Source organism: Kribbella sp. NPDC050820, assembly GCF_040653975.1.
GTDB lineage: Bacteria > Actinomycetota > Actinomycetes > Propionibacteriales > Kribbellaceae > Kribbella.
The window spans coordinates 28,724-45,138 of record NZ_JBFAHB010000045.1 but is presented as its reverse complement, the minus strand read 5'-3'; the positions used below and the strand labels follow the sequence as shown (position 1 = coordinate 45,138).

The following is a 16,415-nucleotide window of genomic DNA, read 5'->3' as shown; positions in this document are numbered from 1 at the left end:
CCGCCAGCGATAACTACTACGCACCTCACGTGGTCCGCGTCACCCGGAGGTCGATCCAGGATGCGTTCACCGGTACCGACCCAAGGAGAGCATCATGAAGCTCCGAGCACCACGCCGTCTGCACGTGCTGGCGACAGCGCTGGCCGCAGGTCTCGTCGGGATCCTTCTGCTGACCGGATCCCTTCTGAACGCCACCGCATCCCCTAGCGCCCAGCAGACCAACTCCCAGCAGGCGCGCACCACAGCCCTACACTCCGCGGCGAAGCCCACCATCGTCTTCGTGCACGGCGCGTTCGCCGACTCCAGCGGCTGGAACGCAGTTGCCGGCCGCCTGCTCGAGGCCGGTTACCCCGTCCTCGCGTTCTCGAACCCACTGCGCGGACCTCGCGCCGACGGGGCGTATCTACGCGACTTCCTGGCCACCATCGAGGGCCCGGTCGTGCTGGTCGGCCACTCCTACGGAGGCGCCGTCATCACGAACGCCGCCACCGGCAACCCCAACGTCAAATCCCTCGTGTACGTCGCCGCCTACGCCCCAGACGAGGGAGAGAGCGTCGCCGCCGCCAACACGTTGGGCGGCGGGCACACCGAGGTTACCGACCACCTCGTACTCCGACCGTTCCCCGGAGCCGCCGAAGGAGACGCCGACGCCTACATCGACCCGGCCCACTTCCACCGGCTCTTCGCCCAGGACCTGCCACAGGCAACTACCCGATTCATGGCCGCCACTCAGCGGCCCGGCGCACTGGCCGCGCTTGTGACGCCCTCCGGAGCACCGGCCTGGAAGACCATCCCCAGCTGGTACCTCGTCGCCAATCAGGACCGCATCATCCCACCCGAGGCCGAGCGGGCAATGGCCGCCCGGGCCGGCTCGACCGTCGTACAGATCAACAGCTCACACGTCGCGATGATGAGCCACCCCGACATCGTGGTGAAGCTCATCCGGGCCGCCGCCAGAGGCTGACCAGCGACCCCCGCCGGCCGACGCCCACAGGCGGCCCCGCTCGCGCGGGGCCGCCTGGCATCTATGACCTGATTGCGTCGGCCATCGTCTGCTCCGGGCCGTACCACCAGGAGCCGCCCGCGGCGAGCCGGTTGTCGCCCTGGGCGTCGGCCAGCCACTCCCAGACATTCCCACCCATGTCATAGAGTCCGTTCACCCCGGCCGGCGAGCTTCCGACCAGTGCCGCTACGGCTCGAAGGCTCGATCCCATCCTGGACAGCTGTTTCGACGACCCGGACCACACGGTGCAGCTGACCGGCACCATCCGCGTCGCGGGCATGACGGCGCGACCGGCGCCGGTCGAGGGCGCGACGTTGCACCTGGTGGGCGTGACTACGACCAGCCGATCAGAGACAGCGGTTGAGCCAGCGTCGCTCGAAGTCGCCGACCAGCTTGAGATTGCAGCAGGGACTTCGATCGTTCACTGACGGATTGTCAGGTCAGCAGGCGACGAACCCGCAGTACTCGAGAACGCCTGCTGTCCCCACGCCATCATTGCGTCGGCCGAGACGATCATCGATGACGTGGGGTACCGACGAGTCGGCTGGGCGGATGCCCTTATGGCCTCCACAGCGAACCCCGCCGAACCGACGCTTCTTGAATTCGACGCTGTACTTCAAGAAGGACACGGTCACGTCAGACCAGTCGAATACATTCAAAGTCTCTTCGCGGGGAGCCGGAATCGCCTGACCACCGTGAAGTGCGCCCGTACGCCGACGGGTTGACCATGACCGTGCTGCCGATCGAACACGACTTCTGGCGCTCCTGCCGCCTCGACTACCCGGTGGCGTAGCTGATGGAGACGATGCCTGAGCTGGAGGTGATGCTTCCGCTGTTGACGCGTTTGCCGTTGACGGTGAAGACGACGGTGAGGTTGCCGTTGCCTTTGGTCTTTCGCAGCAGGATCCGGTAGTTGCCGCCTGAGTCCTTGACCGAGAGAGTGGCGCTCCCGCAGCCCTTCTTGGTGCCGCGGCCGATCTGGCCGGCCCAGCAGACGCTGTCGGCCGCGGTGATCTTGACGGTTGCGCGGGATGTCGATGTGGTGGTCGTGCCCGTGCTTTTGCCCTTGCTGGGACGGCTGTTCGGTGCGCTGCCTTGTTGGGTGGTTTCGATGGGTTCACAGCCGAGCAACGCGAGCGAGGCAAGTGCCGCAACCGCGATGGTGATCAGCCGGCGGAGAGGCATCGGCTCGACCTCCTGTCATCCGGTTTTGACGGTGAAGCTGGGTCGGATGGACGTCGGCTTCAGTTCGTTCTTGACGAGTGCCTGGATCTCCGGGAGACCGGGCTTTTCCTTGGCCGCGGAGAGGCGGGCGGCCTTTGAGCGGGACGCGGAGCGCAGGTCAGCCTCCAGTTGGGCGGCGAGCGCGGCGAGCTGTTCCCGGGCCTTGCGTGAGAGTGCCTGGTGCTTCTTCGTGACGACGACGAGTTGGACAGCGACAGCGGCTGAGGTGCAGCCGGAACACGAGGCGTTCACCGCCAGTGCGCGGTTTCGGATGGTCAGGTTCGTTCCCGGCCGCGTCACGACGATCTGGACGGAGACGCTGATCGCACTGCAACCACGGCAGCTCGACCAGGAGGTCGCCAGGTTGTCGGCCGTGCCCTTGCGTGCCTTGCCGACGTAGATGACCTGTACGGCGGTCGCCGTACCCGTGCACGAGTTGCAGGTTGCCGAGGCACTCGCCACGTTGTCGGCCTGCGCCCGCTTGCCGCGCGACCGTTCGAACATGGCGGTGCGGTCGGTGTCGGATGTGCCGGGCACGACCGGGTTGGCGGAGGCGACCAGATCGAAGTCCTGTCCCTTCCGGTGGTTGAGCAGGCTGGAACCGCCGGCCGCCGCCCCGAGGAGGAGGGATACGACCAGCACGGATGCTTCGATGCCTTGGCGGACTCTCATTGGGTCATGGCTCCTTCTCCAGCAGGGGTCATCGACTGCTCCAGCGCTCCATCGAGAAGCCACTGGCGACCTTCTCGGCCAGTTCCAGATATGCGTCGCGGGTGGAAGGCCGCAGGTCGTCGAGGCCGATCGCAGCGCCGGATTCCAGCGCGGGATCCCACGGGATGCGGACCGTTCCGGCGCAGCGGGCCTCGAAATGCTTCTCGATCTCGTCGAGTTGGAGCCAGCGCGGCCTGCCTCGCGTCGTGTTGATGACGGCGACGGCGGACTCGACGAGATCCGCGTGTCCGTGCTGGTCGAGCCAGTCCAGAGTGCCGGCGGCGACCCGGGCGCCGTCGAGCGCCGGCGGCATCACGACGACGATCTGGTCGGCCTCGCGGAGGATGCCCTGGATCGCGCTGTCCAGGATGCCGGTTCCGGTGTCGACGAGGATCAGGTTGTAGTGCTGGGTCAGGAGATCGATCACGACGCGGTAGTCGCGGTCGCCCAATGCCTGGCTGATGGTCGGATCGTCGTCGGATGCGATCACCTCGAGCCGGGTCGGCGCCTGCGACGTGTAGGCCCGCAGATCGGCGTACTTGGTGATGAGCTCGCGCTCGCCCAGCAGACTGGTCACGGTGGCCGGCGACTCCCGCCGTACCCGGTAGATGAGAGAGCCGGCATCCGGGTTGGCGTCCAGTGCGACGACGCGATCGCCGCGGTGCTCCGCGAGGGTGTGGCCGAGCATCAGGGTCGTCGTGGTCTTCCCGGCCCCGCCTTTGCGGCTCAGCGTGACCACTCGGCGCGGGCCGTGCAGCGGCGTCCGGACGCGCGAGATTCGCTCCTGCTCGCGCTGCTCCGCAGCACTCGGACCGACGTTGACGCGGCCGTTTGTTGCGACGTACATGCCGTGGCGCCAGCCGTGCCGTGCCGGAGGTGTCCTGCGTCGGAGCATCTGCTCTTCGGTGAAGGCGGCGGCTCCGGGAGGCGCTGCCTCGGCGACCTGGGACTCGGCTGCCAGGTGGTCGATCATCGGGTCCTCCGCAGGCGGTGTCGGCTGCGGCGATTCGCCGGCCGAAGGCCGGGCACGCAGCGCGCTGGCGAGGTGGAGCAGTGACCTTCCCAGTACGAGGCCGATGCCGACGATGGGGAGAGTTATCCCGAGCAGCGACAGGGCAGTCAGCGTGGCGGCGCCGGGTTGGCCCGCGGCGATGAGTTCCCGCGTGCCCGTCCACAGCTCGGTCGCACGATCCCAGAAGTGGGCGAGGTAGCCGGGAGCGTTCCAGGCGATGGCTCCCAGGCCGATGATGAGAGTTGGCACGGTCACGAGCACCCAGGCTGTGACGACCACACGGGTGCGAAGCTTGAGCTGCGACGCGCTCCGGGCTTTCTGGCGGCCGGGGAGCAGACTCCGCATGATCGGCCGGACGTGCCCGAACAGGTTCGGTACGCCGGCCAGGTCCCCGAGGATGTAGTAGCCGTCGAAACGTACGACCGGCAGCAGTTGCTGGAAGATCTCGAGGTGCGAGAGGGCGATGACCGCGAGCAGCGGCGCCCATCCGGTCCACAGGTAGGCCGCCGCGGCCGCGACGATGAAGACCGCGTTGAAGTACACGCCACCAAGGTCGGTCCGCAGTCGCCCGGCGCGGTTCAGTCGATAGGCACTCGTCACATTCGTGTAGAAGGCCGGGATCCAGAGATAGAGGCCGACGCCGATCGGTCCGGGCTTCGCGCCGCCGTAGGTGCACCCGGCCGCGTGCCCGAACTCGTGGAACAGGGTCGCGGCGAGAAGAAGGACCAGTACGGCGAGGACCCCGGCCGGGTCGACGAGCGCGGCGAAGATGTCAGTCGTCGCCCGGTTGGCGACCAGCCACACGTCGAAGGCAGTCACGCCTGCGAGGACGGCAAGGATGACTGGCCGGTGGAAGAGGGGCGCGAAGATCCGGCCGATGATGCGGACCGCGGCAGTCGGCAGCAGGACGCCACGGATGCTCAGGGCGAGCAACGGATCTGCTCGCCGTTGTCCGACGGGTGCGCCGTTCCAGAGTGCGACGAGGCCGGATGGCGCGAGCTTGCTCTGGATCAGGGTGACCAGGTCCGCGGGATCGAGCCGCCGGCCGTACGCGCGGCTGACCCGGTCGGCTAGCAGATCGGTGGACGCGTGTCCATCGGCGTAGTGGACGATGAGGTAGAGCAGCTTCGTGAGCAGCACCATCTGACGATCGGAACGCTCGACCAGATAGCGCTGGTCGCGGAACCCGGATCCCTCGTACAGTCCGAGCATCCGCAGGCCGGCGGCACGACTTGGCCTGGGCCCGCCGTTGACGGGTCCTACCGTCGTACTGTCCACCAACTCGTTCGTCACAGTGCCCCTCGACCAGTGCGGGGGGCGAGACGCCCCCCGCCCGTCCCCGGTGTGGCTAGTGCTGGTAGGCGCCGATGTTCTGCAGCGCGGCTGCGGCTGCCGTCGAGCCGATCGTGCCTGCGTTCACCGCGATCGCGATGTTGACGGCGGTGATGTTGGTGATGTTCACCAGCGCCAGCGCCTCCCTCGCAGGCAGCAGATCGGCCGACTGGCCGGCGACCTCCGTCGGGGAGATCGTGCGGAGATCCGTCATCGATCCCATCCTTTCCTCGAGTGCGTGGGCGGCCCTCACGACCGCCCACACACCTGGCCCCGTCGATCGGCTAGTGCTGGTTCACGTAGATCGACTGCAGCGCCACTGCCTTGGCCGCGGAGTAGTGCGATGCCGCGTTCAGCGCGACAGCCGTGTTCGACGCGTAGATGTTCGCCCAGTTGAACGAACCCAGCGCCTCTCGCTCCGGCAGAACCTGGACCTCTTCCAGGTCGAGCTCGACATGCGTCAGCAACTTGTTCATGAGTCACCCCCTCCGTCCAGATCGGTACTCACAGCAAGTGCAGACCCCGGCACGTACTCACTGCGTTGTCACAGCGTTGTCAACGCGTTGTCACAGCGTCATCAGGAATCGTCGCTCGACGTGACCGCAAACTTCGAGGATCGTTTTCCTCATCGTGGGTCTTCCAGCCGGTGTCTTACGGGGCGAGCCGGCGGTCAGGCGGCTTGCGGGGGAGATGGATCATGACTGATGACGCGCGCTCCGAGGCCGCAGCCCTGGTGATCCGGGTGTGGCGGGAGACTGCGGAACGTTCCGGTATCAGGGCTCGGATCACACGCCGGCCCGACCTTGCCGATGAGCGACAGACGACCATGGTGGTGGCCTCACCGGAAGAGGTCTACCGCGAGGTCCGCGTTTGGCTCGAGCATTTTCTGGAGCAATCGAGTCGCGATAGTTAGTGGCCGAACATGTTGACAAAGCGGCATTTCCTGACCAATGGTGCAAAGCAGTGGTGGCATCATGTGTCTCGGCAGTCACAGACAGCGGAGGGCACTGGCGAGCAGAGCGGATGTGGGGCATCGCTCGCTCTGGCGCACGTGTTCTCGACCGAGGGGGAGTCCAGGCATGCGGGCATTCACCGGTTTCGACGTACGGCTGCAACTTCTCGGCGACTGGTTCCTGACGACCGGGCAGGCCAAGCCGATCACCTTGCCTGCCGGCCCCCAACACCTGATTGCATTGCTGGCGTTGCATGGCCGGTGTGCCAGGACTCAAGCGGCCGCCACACTGTGGCCGGATTGCACGGATGACGTGGCTGCAGCGCGTCTACGCGCCGTACTTTGGAGATTGCGTCACCGCCATGCCGGCGTACCGCCATTGCTCGAGATCGGCGAGACCTCCCTTGCACTTGCGCAGGAGATTGGCGTGGACACCGATCGCCTGCGGGTCAGCGCCGAACTGCTCATCCAAGACCCCGACCGCAGCGACGACGCCGTCGAGGAGGCCGCAGCCGTCATCCTGCACTCCGCCGAACTGCTGCCTGGCTGGTACGACGATTGGGTGCTCGCCGCTCGCGAACGGATGCAGCACCTGCGCCTCGGTGCATTGGACTCCCTTGCTCGGCGACTACGGCGTCAAGGACGCGGTCACGAGGCGCTCCAGGCCGCTCGAGCCGCGATCAGCATCGAGCCGTTGCACGAGAGCGCGCACCGCGCCATCGTTCGAACCCACCTCGACAACGGTGACCTCGTCGAGGCCGTGAGGCACTACGAGCAGTTCCGCGCGATGCTCGACCGCGAACTCGGCCTCCCACCCAGCGCCCTGTTCCGCGAACTGCTCCACCCCTACCTCGCCGCCGTCGTCGCACCCCCCAAACTCGCCAAAACGCGCTGAGGGCTCGTCCGTCTCCAAACTGGCGATAGGGCGCGCAGTACGAGATTCGATGTCGGTGACGCCGGCCCGGGCGAGTTTGCTGGGGACGTCTGGCATACTCCGGGCGACTGTCACTTTGAGCCCTGGGGGGCATTGTGCCTTTTCGTCCTGCTCACCTGCTGCGCCTTGGCCTGCCGACGGCGCTGGTTGCCGGGTCGCTGGTCGCTCTGACCGGTTCTTCCGGTTCGGCGGCTGAGCCTGGGCCTTACCGTCCGGCGTTCACGGCGCGGCACAACACCGCGAAGCCGGAGTTCGAGCCGAACGCTGTGATGGTGAAGTTCAAGAGCAAGGCCACGGCGTCGGCTCGCAGGGCTGCGGCGTCCAAGCTCGGTGCCAAGGAAGAGGAGCAAGCAGGCTCGAGGGTCGTCAAGCTCAAGGGCAAGCTCTCCGCACCCGAACTGCTCAAGAAGGCCAAGGCAGACCCTGCGGTCGAGTTGGCTTCGCTGAGCTACCGCCGTCGGGTCTCGGCGGTGCCGAATGACCCGTTCTACCCGGTGGTGAGCGGTGTGGGTCAGGCGGCGTACCTGAACACCGTTCGCGTTCCGCAGGCCTGGGACGTGTCCAAGTCGACCGGCAGTCAGGTCGTCGCGGTTCTGGACACCGGTGTGGATGCCGGGCATCCGGACCTGGTCGGTCGTCTGGTCCCGGGCTACAACGCGGTCTCTAGCACGCGACCGAACCCGGTCGACGACAACGGCCACGGCACGATGACGCTCGGCATCATCGCCGCCAGCGCGAACAACGCCACCGGCGTGGCCGGCGTCGGCTGGAGTGCGAAGGCGATGCCGGTGAAGGTTGCCGGCGCCGACGGTGTGGCTGATGACATCAACATCGTCGAGGGCATCGATTGGGCGGTGGCGAACGGCGCCAAGGTCCTCAACATGTCGTTCGGCAATCCGGGCGACAACCCGGTGCTGCATGATGCGATCAAGCGTGCGGTCGCCAAGGGCGTTGTCGTGGTGGCGGCTGCGGGGAACGACGGCAGTGCCGTGCTGCAGTACCCCGCCGCGTATCCGGAGGTCATCGCGGTCGCGGCGACGAACGCCGGCGGAGTTCTGACCGACTTCAGCTCCTACGGCGACTGGGTCGACCTCGCCGCCCCGGGGTGGGATGTCCTGAGCACGGGCGTTCGCAGCATGAGCCAGGCGGTGCCGTACTGGTTCTGCAGCGGCACGTCGTGCTCGGCGCCGATCGTCGCCGGCGTGGCGGCGCTGGTGAAGAACAAGTGGCCGACGTACACGCCGGCGCAGATCGAGAGCAGGCTCAAGACTCTTGCCCGGGACGCGGGCCCACGGGGCACCGACCCGTACTACGGCGCCGGCATCCTGGACGCCTACGCCGCCCTCGGCGGGCGCTGGGCCCCGGACTTCCCGACCAACCCGATCGACCTCAACGACCAGCCGGAGCGAGCCATCCCGCTGTCGAGCGAGATCACTACGACGATCAGCACCGAAGGCGAAATCGACTGGTACGAGGTGACGTCCACGGCCGCCCGCACCATCCGGGTATCGCTGACCGGTCCCGAGTTCAACGGCGACAAGTACGCGGTGAACTTCGGCCCGCGGATCGACATCCACGGCGCCGACCTGAAGTCGCTGACCTACGCCGCGGCGCCGTTCCCGACGGAGCTGGACCCGGACACGGGCGGCCCCCTGTGGGGGCCGTTGACGGCCGCCACCAATGTCAACGTGGCCGCGGGCAGCACCTACATCGCGGTCCGCAACTCCAATGGCTCGCGCGACACTCGCCCGTACACGCTGACCATCGAGGAGGGCAGCGCGGGTGGTTCCGGCTCCGGCGCGGACTATCCCGTCCGGGACGTGATGCCGCCCGATCTGGCGAGCGGCCAGGCGCTGGACACTCGCCCGGCGGTGACGTTCGCGCGGGAGGTCGTCGCGGACAGCGTGACCGCCGGCAGCGTCCGGTTGGTGCACGGCCGGACCGGTACGACGGTGGGCGGCGCGGTCGCGTACGACGCGGCGACCAAGCAGGCCGTCATCACGCCGACCACGCCGCTGCTCGACAACACGCCGTACCGGATCGTCGTGAGTGGTGTCCAGGAGGCGGGCGGTACGGCGCTGGCGCCGTTCAGCAGCGTGTTCTCGACCGTGGACATGGCACCAGCGAAGCCGGAGTTCGACGCCACCGGTGCCTACCTGGCCGCGAATCTGACCTGGAAGATCCCGGCCCTGCCCGACTTCGACCAGGTGATCGTCCGGCGGAACTCCGGCAGCCAGGTGCCGACGCTGACGACCGGCACGCTGGTCTACTCGGGTACGGCGTCCTCGGTGAAGAACACCGGGCTCGCGCAAGGCGTGACGTACACCTATGCCGCCTGGATCAAGGACCGGGGCGGGAAGGTCAGCCCGGTCGCCGTCACGCAACTGCTCGGGATGAGGACGACGATCAGCACGACCGCGGCGCTCGTGAACTACGGCGGCACGATCACCGTGCGCGGGAGCACGTTGCGGGTCGACAACAAGGCGTACACCGGACTGCCGGTCAACCTGTACGTGCGGCCTGCGAACTCGTCGACGTTCAAGCTGCTGGCGGCATTGAAGACCAGCTCGACCGGCGCGGTCGCGTACGCCTACAAGCCGCTGGTGTCGTCGGTGTTCATGATGACCTTCCCCGGCAATGGTGACCTGATGGGGACCCGCAGCCCGGACCTGACGGTGCAGGTCGCGCCGACGATCTCGGCGGCCCTGTCACCGGCAACGATCCGGTTGGGGCAGGTGGCGAAGTTCAGCGGCTATGTCGCGCCGGCGCACTACGGCAAGCCGGTGTATCTGCAGCAGTACTCGAACAAGGTCTGGAAGTCGATCGCGTCGGTGAAGCTGAGCAGCTCGGGCGCCTACGCGTTCGGCATCAAGCCGGCCATCCGCGGCCAGATCGCCTACCGCGTGTGGTTCCCGGCCGACGGCGACCACGCGCAAGCCTTCACCGTGAACAAGATCCTGACCGTCAGCTGATTCACAGCCGCTGATCGACAGAGCCGGCACGCGCCCCGGAGTGACCGGGGCGCGTGCCGTGCTGTGCCGCCGGGACTGCAACAAACTGCAATCCGGGCCGCAAAGGCTTGCCTTACCAGCTGGCACATCTGTAGGGTGCGCGCCCGCTGCGTGATCGGCGGATCGTCAACCAGGACAGGCGATGGAACGTTCTAAGCGAACTTGCGCAAAGTGGTCTCCATGCCTCAAAGTTCCTCCCTGTGGGGGCAACCTTGAAGAGACTGAAACCAAACCGACGGCAAGTCTTGATGGCTGGGGCGGCTGCTGCTGTCGCGACCGTCGCCGCCGCCGAAAACTCATCCGCCGCCGACCTCTACGGGTCCGGCATGCTCGGCGACTGGACCATCCTCAGCCGGGCGATCTCGAGCACGGCCACGATCGCCTACGTCCGTGATCACGATGGTGTGTACATGTTCGGTGACAGCATCGCGGTCCAGGACGGCAAGGCGTTGGCGACCAAGCTGATGAGCCGGACCGGAAGCAGTCTCGCGGTGCACAACTGGTCGGGCCGGCCGACAGCGCCTGCCGTCGACGCCCTCGAGAACTGGGCGGTCAAGTACGGCCTGCCGCGGCGGATCCTGATGGCCACCGGCACCAACGACATCTTCAACCCGCCGGTCTTCGCCGCGCAGGTGGATCGCGCCATGAAGATCGCCGGCCCCAACCGCACCGTGGTCTGGGTCAACACCCAGATCTCCCGGACCGCGAAGAGCGCGGCGATCCAGGTCGCCGACCAGCGCAACAGCGCCTGGATCAACTCCCAGATCCACGACGCCGACAAGAAGTACCCGAACCTGCGCATCGTCCGCTGGGCCGAGTTCCTCGCCGCGAAGCCGTCCCTTCTCACCCAATGCCTCCGCGAAGGCGTCCACACCACCGTCCCCTACGGCCAAGACGCCCGCAACGAACTCATGGTCCAAGCCCTCACCGCAGACTAGACCCGTCGCGAACGGGCTGGACTCGCGACGTGCGGCCGGTGTGCACACCAGGCTTAACCGGCGGCGGCCCTTGGGCGAGACAACGACATGGGTGAGGATCTGGAAGAACAGCGGACCGTTGATGCGTGTCGGCATCATTCTTGTTCTGGTTCTTGGCTTGATCTGCGTCGCTCAGGCCACGTTTCCCGACAGCGGTCCGAGCTGGCCGCGGATCGCGATCGTAGCGGCGACGGTGGCTTGAATGCTTGTTGTGGGAATCAGAGATTGGTTGCGCGCTCGGAGTCGAACACTGGATGGAAAGGACGAGAACTGAACGCTACTGCTCTGCACCTCCGGGATCCCCTACTTCGCGACGAGTTTCTTGGCCTTCTTACCTGCGAGTTGTGAGCGGCTCACCCGCGTGAGCTGCGGGCGGTGTCGCCCAGCTGGTCGAGCGCTTCCCTCGGATGAAACTCGCGGTCGACGTCGATGCGGTGGAGTTGCGGCGTGACACCTGACCGGAGGGCCGCCGAAGATGTCGTTGCGGTGGCAGTCGGAGTCGCCGCAGGAAGTCGGCGGTGAGGCTCGAGGAGTATCCGAGTCGGCCACCCGCACATGCAAACCGGAACGACCCGAACTGATAAGTCGGTGACGACCGCGACGCCCTCTCGCGCGCAGTACTCAGACGTCTGTGACCACCACCGGCCAAACTGTCGCTGATCGACTATGCAACGTCGATGCAGGGACGTTCGATCGTCGAGCGTGCCCTGGTTACGGCGACGAATCTGCGCGGGCCCCTGATTGGTAGCGGAGTTCGATGGCGCGCGCTGCACAAGCAGCATCGCCGTGGCCGCACCGGCGACACTGGAACCGACCACGATGACGTCGTACGACGGGCCGGTCATTGGCGCTCCTTGCGAAGTCCGGAAAGCAGGCTGAGTAGGGCGTCTTCAGCAGTGGATCGCGCAGCTGCACGATCGTCACCCGCCGCGATCAGCAGAGCCGCCTCGATCGTGGCGCTCAGCAACAGTCGAGCCGCGACGTCCACCGGTTGCTGAGAGATGACGCCGTCGAGCCGGGCACGTTCGAGGCCGGCGATGATGAGACCGAGGCCGTGATCCGCCTCGATCTCCCGCCAGGCGGTCCAACCCAGGACGGCGGGCGCGTCGGTCAGCGCGATCTGAATCAGCTCGGGGTCTTCGCAGGCGTCGAGGAAGGCTCTCATGCCGTCGGTCAGTGCGCTCCAGGCGTCCTGCGGATCGGTGATCTCGGCGAGGATGCGAGCGGTGAGCTCGCCCTCGAGCTGCTCGAGCACCGCCCGGAAGAGCTCCGGCTTGCCGCCGAAATGGTGACGGAGCGCGCCGCGCGTCAGCCCGGCGGCGCCGACGATCTCCTCGGCCGAGACGTCCCCGTAGCCGCGCTCGACGAACAGCGGCCGTGCTGCCGAGATCAGGGCGGTACGGGTGGCTCGCGAACGGTCCTCCTGACGGCGGCGCTCGACCATCAAGTCACCCTGCCGGATCGAGTGAAGTCGATGACGAGGTCGGCGAGCACCGTGGGTTGGTCTTCGGGGATGAACGTGTAGCTGTCCGGCACCAGTCGCAGTTCGGCGTCGGGCAGCAGCCTCTCGAGACGGCGCGCGAGCGAGACGGGGAACAGCCGATCCTCCTGCGCCCACACCAGCAAGACCGGACGCCGGAACGTCGGAAACGCCTTGGCGGCGGCGAAGGTGTGCCGGCGATGTACGCCACGCAGGAATCGGCGCAGATCGCGTCGCACACCGCGGTCTGTCCGCGCGGGCCCGAGATAGGAGTCGGTGATCTCCTGGGGAATCGGTCGCTTGGCGACCCAACCGAGGGTCATCGGCAGTCGGTGCAGCGCCCGCAGGCGCAGAGCCTGAGCCAGCGGCCACATCGAGCCCGGTACGCGCGCCAACGCCGTCAGCGGTCGGAACAGGGGCGGGAAGAAACGCTCGAAGCTGTCGCATGACGTCAGCACGACCCGCGTGACCCGCTCCGGCCGCCGCGCCATCAGGATCTGCACCAAGGCGCCTCGCTGGGCTTGACGGGGGTGGGGGCTAACCGTTAGATATAGATAACGGTTAGAGGGGGTGCTCATGCAGCAGGAAGTGGTGCTGGCGATGCTGGCGAAGGAGCCTTCGCACGGCTATCAGCTGCGGGCGCGGCTCCGCGAGGCGCTCGGCCCGCTCGGGGACGCGATGAACGCCGGCCACATCTACGTCACGCTGACCCGGCTGGAGAAGGCGGGACTGGTGGCGGGCGATCCACCGACGACCGCGAGGGACCGATCGGATCGCAAGACCTACGGGCTGACCCCGGCCGGTCAGGAGCGGGTCGCCGAGTGGCTGGCGGAGGTCAGCTGGCCCAAGCCCGACCTGGCCGAGTTCCATCTCAAGCTGATCGCGGCAGCCGCGGCCGGGTTGGCGGATCCGCTCACGATCGTGGACACGCAGCGCCGCGAGTTGCTGCGCCGATTGCGCGACGCCCAGCGCGCCGCGATGGCCGAGCCCGACGGCTCGGATGCCGCACTCCTGTTGGAGGGCATCGTTCTCCGGCTGCAGGCGGACCTGCGCTGGCTGGAGGCATGCGAACAAAGCTGGACCGGCCGAGGGAGCAGATCATGAGCGACACTGCCGTGACTGCCGTGCTGCGGGCCCGCGGGCTGCGCAAGGAGTACGGCACGGGAGAGGGGCTGGTCCGCGCCGTAGACGGGGTCGACCTCGAGGTCGTCGCCGGCGAGACGGTGGCGGTGATGGGGCCGAGCGGCTGCGGCAAGTCCACGCTGTTGCATCTGCTGGGCGGCCTGGACCGGCCGTCGAGCGGGGAGTTGTGGCTGGGCGACCGGCGCATCGACAAAATCGGGGAGCGGGCGCTGGCCCGGGTACGGCGCACCGACGTCGGGATCGTGTTCCAGGCCTTCCACCTGATGGACGAGCTGACCGCGGTGGAGAACGTCGAGCTGCCGGCGCTGCTGGCCGGACGCTCCCCGTCGACGGCGCGACGTCAGGCGGCGAGCCTGCTGGACCGGGTCGGGCTCGCCGACCGGTCAGGTTTCCTGCCCTCGGCGCTCTCCGGTGGCCAGCGTCAGCGGGTCGCGATCGCCCGGGCATTGAGCAACGAGCCGCTGATCGTGTTCGCCGACGAGCCCACCGGCAACCTCGACAGTGCCGCCACCGTGGACGTGCTGCGGCTGTTCGACAGCCTGCGCGAGGTTGGACAGACGCTGGTCATGGTCACCCACGACGCGCGGATCGCGGCGACCGCCGATCGGCTGATCTCCATGCGCGACGGCGCGTTCGTCGACGAGACACGGCTGACCGGCGGCAGTACAGGCCAGCTCGGCGCCCTGGTCGGGCTGGAGGGCTGAGCCGTGGGCCGGCTCCTGCTCGTCGGTCGCCTCGCCGTCCGCAACGTGCGGCGGCGTCCAGCCGAAGCAGCGCTGCTGGTGCTGGCGATCATGGCGGCCACGGCCGTGCTGACGCTGGGACTGGTCCTGCACGGCGTGACCGAAAACCCGTACCAGCGCACCCGCGAGGCGACGGCCGGTGCCGACGTCGTCGCGAGCGTCGGCCCACTCGAGGTCGCGCCGGGCCGTGCACTGCCGGTCGATCGGGCCGAACTGGACGCGCTGACCAATGTGCCAGGCGTTGTCGACCACAGCGGGCCGTACCCGGCGACCACGACCAAGCTCGAGGCCAACGGCGTCCGCAGTGCGGTGTGGGCAGTGGGGCGCGACACCGTGGAGGTCTCGGTCGACCAGCCCAAGCTGACCGAGGGCAGCTGGGTGCGAGACGGCGGGGTGGTGATCGAGGCCGCCTTCGCTGACGCGCTCGACGTCGGCGTCGGGGACGAGGTCACCTTGAACGGCCGCTCGTTCAAGGTCGTCGGCGTGGCGGTCACCGCGGTGGCGCCGTACACCCACCTGTGCTTCGGCCATCCGGTGTGCTCGTTCTTCTACGGCTCGCCACCGGATTGGGTGCGTCAAGGCCCGCCGGCGGAGCGGCCGGACGGCCGAACCATGACCGCCGATTACGCGCCGCCGCCGGACGACGCGGGCCTGGTTTGGCTGACCCGAACCGACGCGAGCGGACTCGCCCCTGCAGCGGCCCTGTCCTACGTCATGAACTTGAGGCTTGCCGACCCGGCCGATGCTCCGGGCTTCGTCGCCGAGCACTCCCCAACGAGCTGGGACGCGCTCTTCCTGGCGTCATGGCAGGACATCCGCGACACGTACGGCGAATTCGTGCGGGGAGCGCAGCAGGCCCTGGTGACGTTCAGCTCACTGCTCACCCTGCTCGCCATGGCCAGCGTCGCGGTCCTCGTCGGTGGCCGGATGGCCGACCAGACCCGACGTGTCGGGCTGCTCAAGGCGGTAGGCGGAACCCCCGGCCTCGTTGCCGTCGTGCTGCTCGCCGAGTACGTTGCGCTGGCTGTGCTCGCCGCGGCCGCAGGGCTCACCGTCGGATGGCTGGCCGCTCCGTTGCTCAGCGACCCCGGGGCAGGCCTCCTCGGCAGCGCCGGTGCGCCGTCGCTGACCCTGTCGACGGTCGGCGTGGTCACGGGTGTGGCCCTCGGAGTGGCGATGGCCGCGAGCTTCGTTTCTGCAGTCCGCGCCGCTCGCAGCAGCACCGTCCAAGCCTTGACCGACTCCGCCCGTCGACCCCGGCGAACGCGCTGGCTGATCGCGCTCTCGACGCGGCTGCCCGCCCCGCTGCTCCTCGGCGTGCGGGTGATCGCGCGACGGCCGCGCCGCGTCCTGCTGGGCGTTGCCAGTATCGCCGTCACGGTCAGCGGGATCGTCGTCGTGCTGGCGGGCCGGGCCGCGATGGCTTCCGACTGGGAAGGGCCCTCCAGTCTGGACCCCGAAGCCGGCCGGGCGAACCAGGTGCTGTTGGTACTCACGGTCGTGCTGGTCGGCATGGCGGCCGTCAACGCCATCGTCATCACGTGGGCAGCCGCGCTCGACGCCAAGCACGCCTCGGCACTGGCCCGCGCCCTCGGCGCGACCCCCGGGCAGGTCAGCGCGGGACTCTCGGCGGCGCAGGTGCTTCCTGCTCTCGTCGGCGCTGTCCTGGGCATCGCGGGAGGGCTCGCACTCTGGGCCGCGGTGAGCAACGACGAGGCGAACCCGACGTACTGGCAACTGCTCACCGTCGTAGCGGGAACCGTACTCGCGGTAGCGGCGCTCACGACCATCCCGGCCCACATCGGCGCTCGCCGTCCGACAGCGGAGATCCTGCAAGCCGAAGTCCCCTGATGCTCAGGGATGACACCCGCGAACGACCACAAAATGGTGGCG

At 67.9% G+C, this 16,415-nt stretch carries 16 protein-coding genes; 8 read left to right on the top strand and 8 right to left on the bottom strand.

Translation table 11 applies throughout. The annotated features are described in order from the left end of the window. Nucleotides 1-94: 94 nt before the first annotated feature. A complete protein-coding gene (locus AB0H36_RS30855; RefSeq protein WP_360531335.1) occupies nucleotides 95-964 on the top strand; it encodes an alpha/beta hydrolase in 870 nt (289 codons plus the stop codon). A gap of 61 nt (nucleotides 965-1,025) precedes the next feature. On the opposite strand, the gene AB0H36_RS30850 is transcribed toward AB0H36_RS30855, so the two are convergent. From AB0H36_RS30850 to AB0H36_RS30825, 6 genes are all read right to left on the bottom strand, one after another. Beyond that, a complete protein-coding gene (locus tag AB0H36_RS30850) occupies nucleotides 1,026-1,268 on the bottom strand; it encodes an SUMF1/EgtB/PvdO family nonheme iron enzyme (protein ID WP_360531428.1) in 243 nt (80 codons plus the stop codon). A gap of 512 nt (nucleotides 1,269-1,780) precedes the next feature. Beyond that, nucleotides 1,781-2,188 carry a hypothetical protein gene (locus tag AB0H36_RS30845; protein WP_360531332.1) on the bottom strand — a complete coding sequence of 136 codons (408 nt, stop codon included), beginning with the start codon at nucleotides 2,186-2,188 and terminating at the stop codon, nucleotides 1,781-1,783. A 15-nt stretch (nucleotides 2,189-2,203) separates the two neighbouring features. Then, nucleotides 2,204-2,899 (bottom strand): hypothetical protein, encoded by a 696-nt coding sequence (locus tag AB0H36_RS30840; protein ID WP_360531329.1) that lies wholly within the window; start codon nucleotides 2,897-2,899, stop codon nucleotides 2,204-2,206. A gap of 28 nt (nucleotides 2,900-2,927) precedes the next feature. After that, nucleotides 2,928-5,243, bottom strand: coding sequence for a MinD/ParA family protein (locus AB0H36_RS30835; protein WP_360531326.1), 2,316 nt, complete (start codon nucleotides 5,241-5,243; stop codon nucleotides 2,928-2,930). Between the two features lie 55 nt (nucleotides 5,244-5,298). Next, nucleotides 5,299-5,496: a hypothetical protein gene (locus AB0H36_RS30830; protein WP_360531323.1), complete on the bottom strand. Its 198-nt coding sequence runs from the start codon at nucleotides 5,494-5,496 to the stop codon at nucleotides 5,299-5,301. 70 nt (nucleotides 5,497-5,566) lie between these two features. Next, nucleotides 5,567-5,758 (bottom strand): hypothetical protein, encoded by a 192-nt coding sequence (locus AB0H36_RS30825; RefSeq protein WP_360531320.1) that lies wholly within the window; start codon nucleotides 5,756-5,758, stop codon nucleotides 5,567-5,569. Nucleotides 5,759-5,979: 221 nt separating this feature from the next. Here AB0H36_RS30825 and AB0H36_RS30820 point away from each other — a divergent pair, with 221 nt between their 5' ends. From AB0H36_RS30820 to AB0H36_RS30805, 4 genes are all read left to right on the top strand, one after another. After that, nucleotides 5,980-6,195 carry a hypothetical protein gene (locus AB0H36_RS30820; protein WP_360531317.1) on the top strand — a complete coding sequence of 72 codons (216 nt, stop codon included), beginning with the start codon at nucleotides 5,980-5,982 and terminating at the stop codon, nucleotides 6,193-6,195. Between the two features lie 166 nt (nucleotides 6,196-6,361). Beyond that, entirely contained in the window at nucleotides 6,362-7,129 is a 768-nt protein-coding gene (locus AB0H36_RS30815; protein ID WP_360531314.1) for a BTAD domain-containing putative transcriptional regulator, read from the top strand. A gap of 134 nt (nucleotides 7,130-7,263) precedes the next feature. After that, a complete protein-coding gene (locus AB0H36_RS30810) occupies nucleotides 7,264-10,140 on the top strand; it encodes a S8 family serine peptidase (protein WP_360531311.1) in 2,877 nt (958 codons plus the stop codon). 287 nt (nucleotides 10,141-10,427) lie between these two features. Then, nucleotides 10,428-11,117: a hypothetical protein gene (locus AB0H36_RS30805; protein ID WP_360531308.1), complete on the top strand. Its 690-nt coding sequence runs from the start codon at nucleotides 10,428-10,430 to the stop codon at nucleotides 11,115-11,117. Nucleotides 11,118-11,997: 880 nt separating this feature from the next. On the opposite strand, the gene AB0H36_RS30800 is transcribed toward AB0H36_RS30805, so the two are convergent. Together AB0H36_RS30800 and AB0H36_RS30795 are read right to left on the bottom strand one after the other, a co-directional pair. Next, a complete protein-coding gene (locus tag AB0H36_RS30800; protein ID WP_360531305.1) occupies nucleotides 11,998-12,600 on the bottom strand; it encodes a TetR/AcrR family transcriptional regulator in 603 nt (200 codons plus the stop codon). Continuing rightward, nucleotides 12,600-13,139, bottom strand: coding sequence for an alpha/beta hydrolase (locus AB0H36_RS30795; protein WP_360531302.1), 540 nt, complete (start codon nucleotides 13,137-13,139; stop codon nucleotides 12,600-12,602). Before AB0H36_RS30795 ends, AB0H36_RS30800 begins: the two co-directional genes overlap by 1 nt. Before the next feature lie 73 nt (nucleotides 13,140-13,212). Here AB0H36_RS30795 and AB0H36_RS30790 point away from each other — a divergent pair, with 73 nt between their 5' ends. Genes AB0H36_RS30790 through AB0H36_RS30780 form a run of 3 tightly spaced genes read left to right on the top strand, consistent with a single transcriptional unit; the run spans nucleotide 13,213 to nucleotide 16,373 of the window. Beyond that, complete coding sequence (locus AB0H36_RS30790) at nucleotides 13,213-13,740, top strand: PadR family transcriptional regulator (protein WP_360531299.1); 528 nt, start codon at nucleotides 13,213-13,215, stop codon at nucleotides 13,738-13,740. Further along, nucleotides 13,737-14,483, top strand: a complete 747-nt coding sequence (locus AB0H36_RS30785; protein ID WP_360531296.1) for an ABC transporter ATP-binding protein — start codon at nucleotides 13,737-13,739, stop codon at nucleotides 14,481-14,483. The genes AB0H36_RS30790 and AB0H36_RS30785 overlap by 4 nt, the downstream gene beginning before the upstream one ends. Before the next feature lie 3 nt (nucleotides 14,484-14,486). Further along, entirely contained in the window at nucleotides 14,487-16,373 is a 1,887-nt protein-coding gene (locus AB0H36_RS30780) for an FtsX-like permease family protein (protein WP_360531293.1), read from the top strand. The last annotated feature ends 42 nt before the right edge of the window (nucleotides 16,374-16,415 follow it).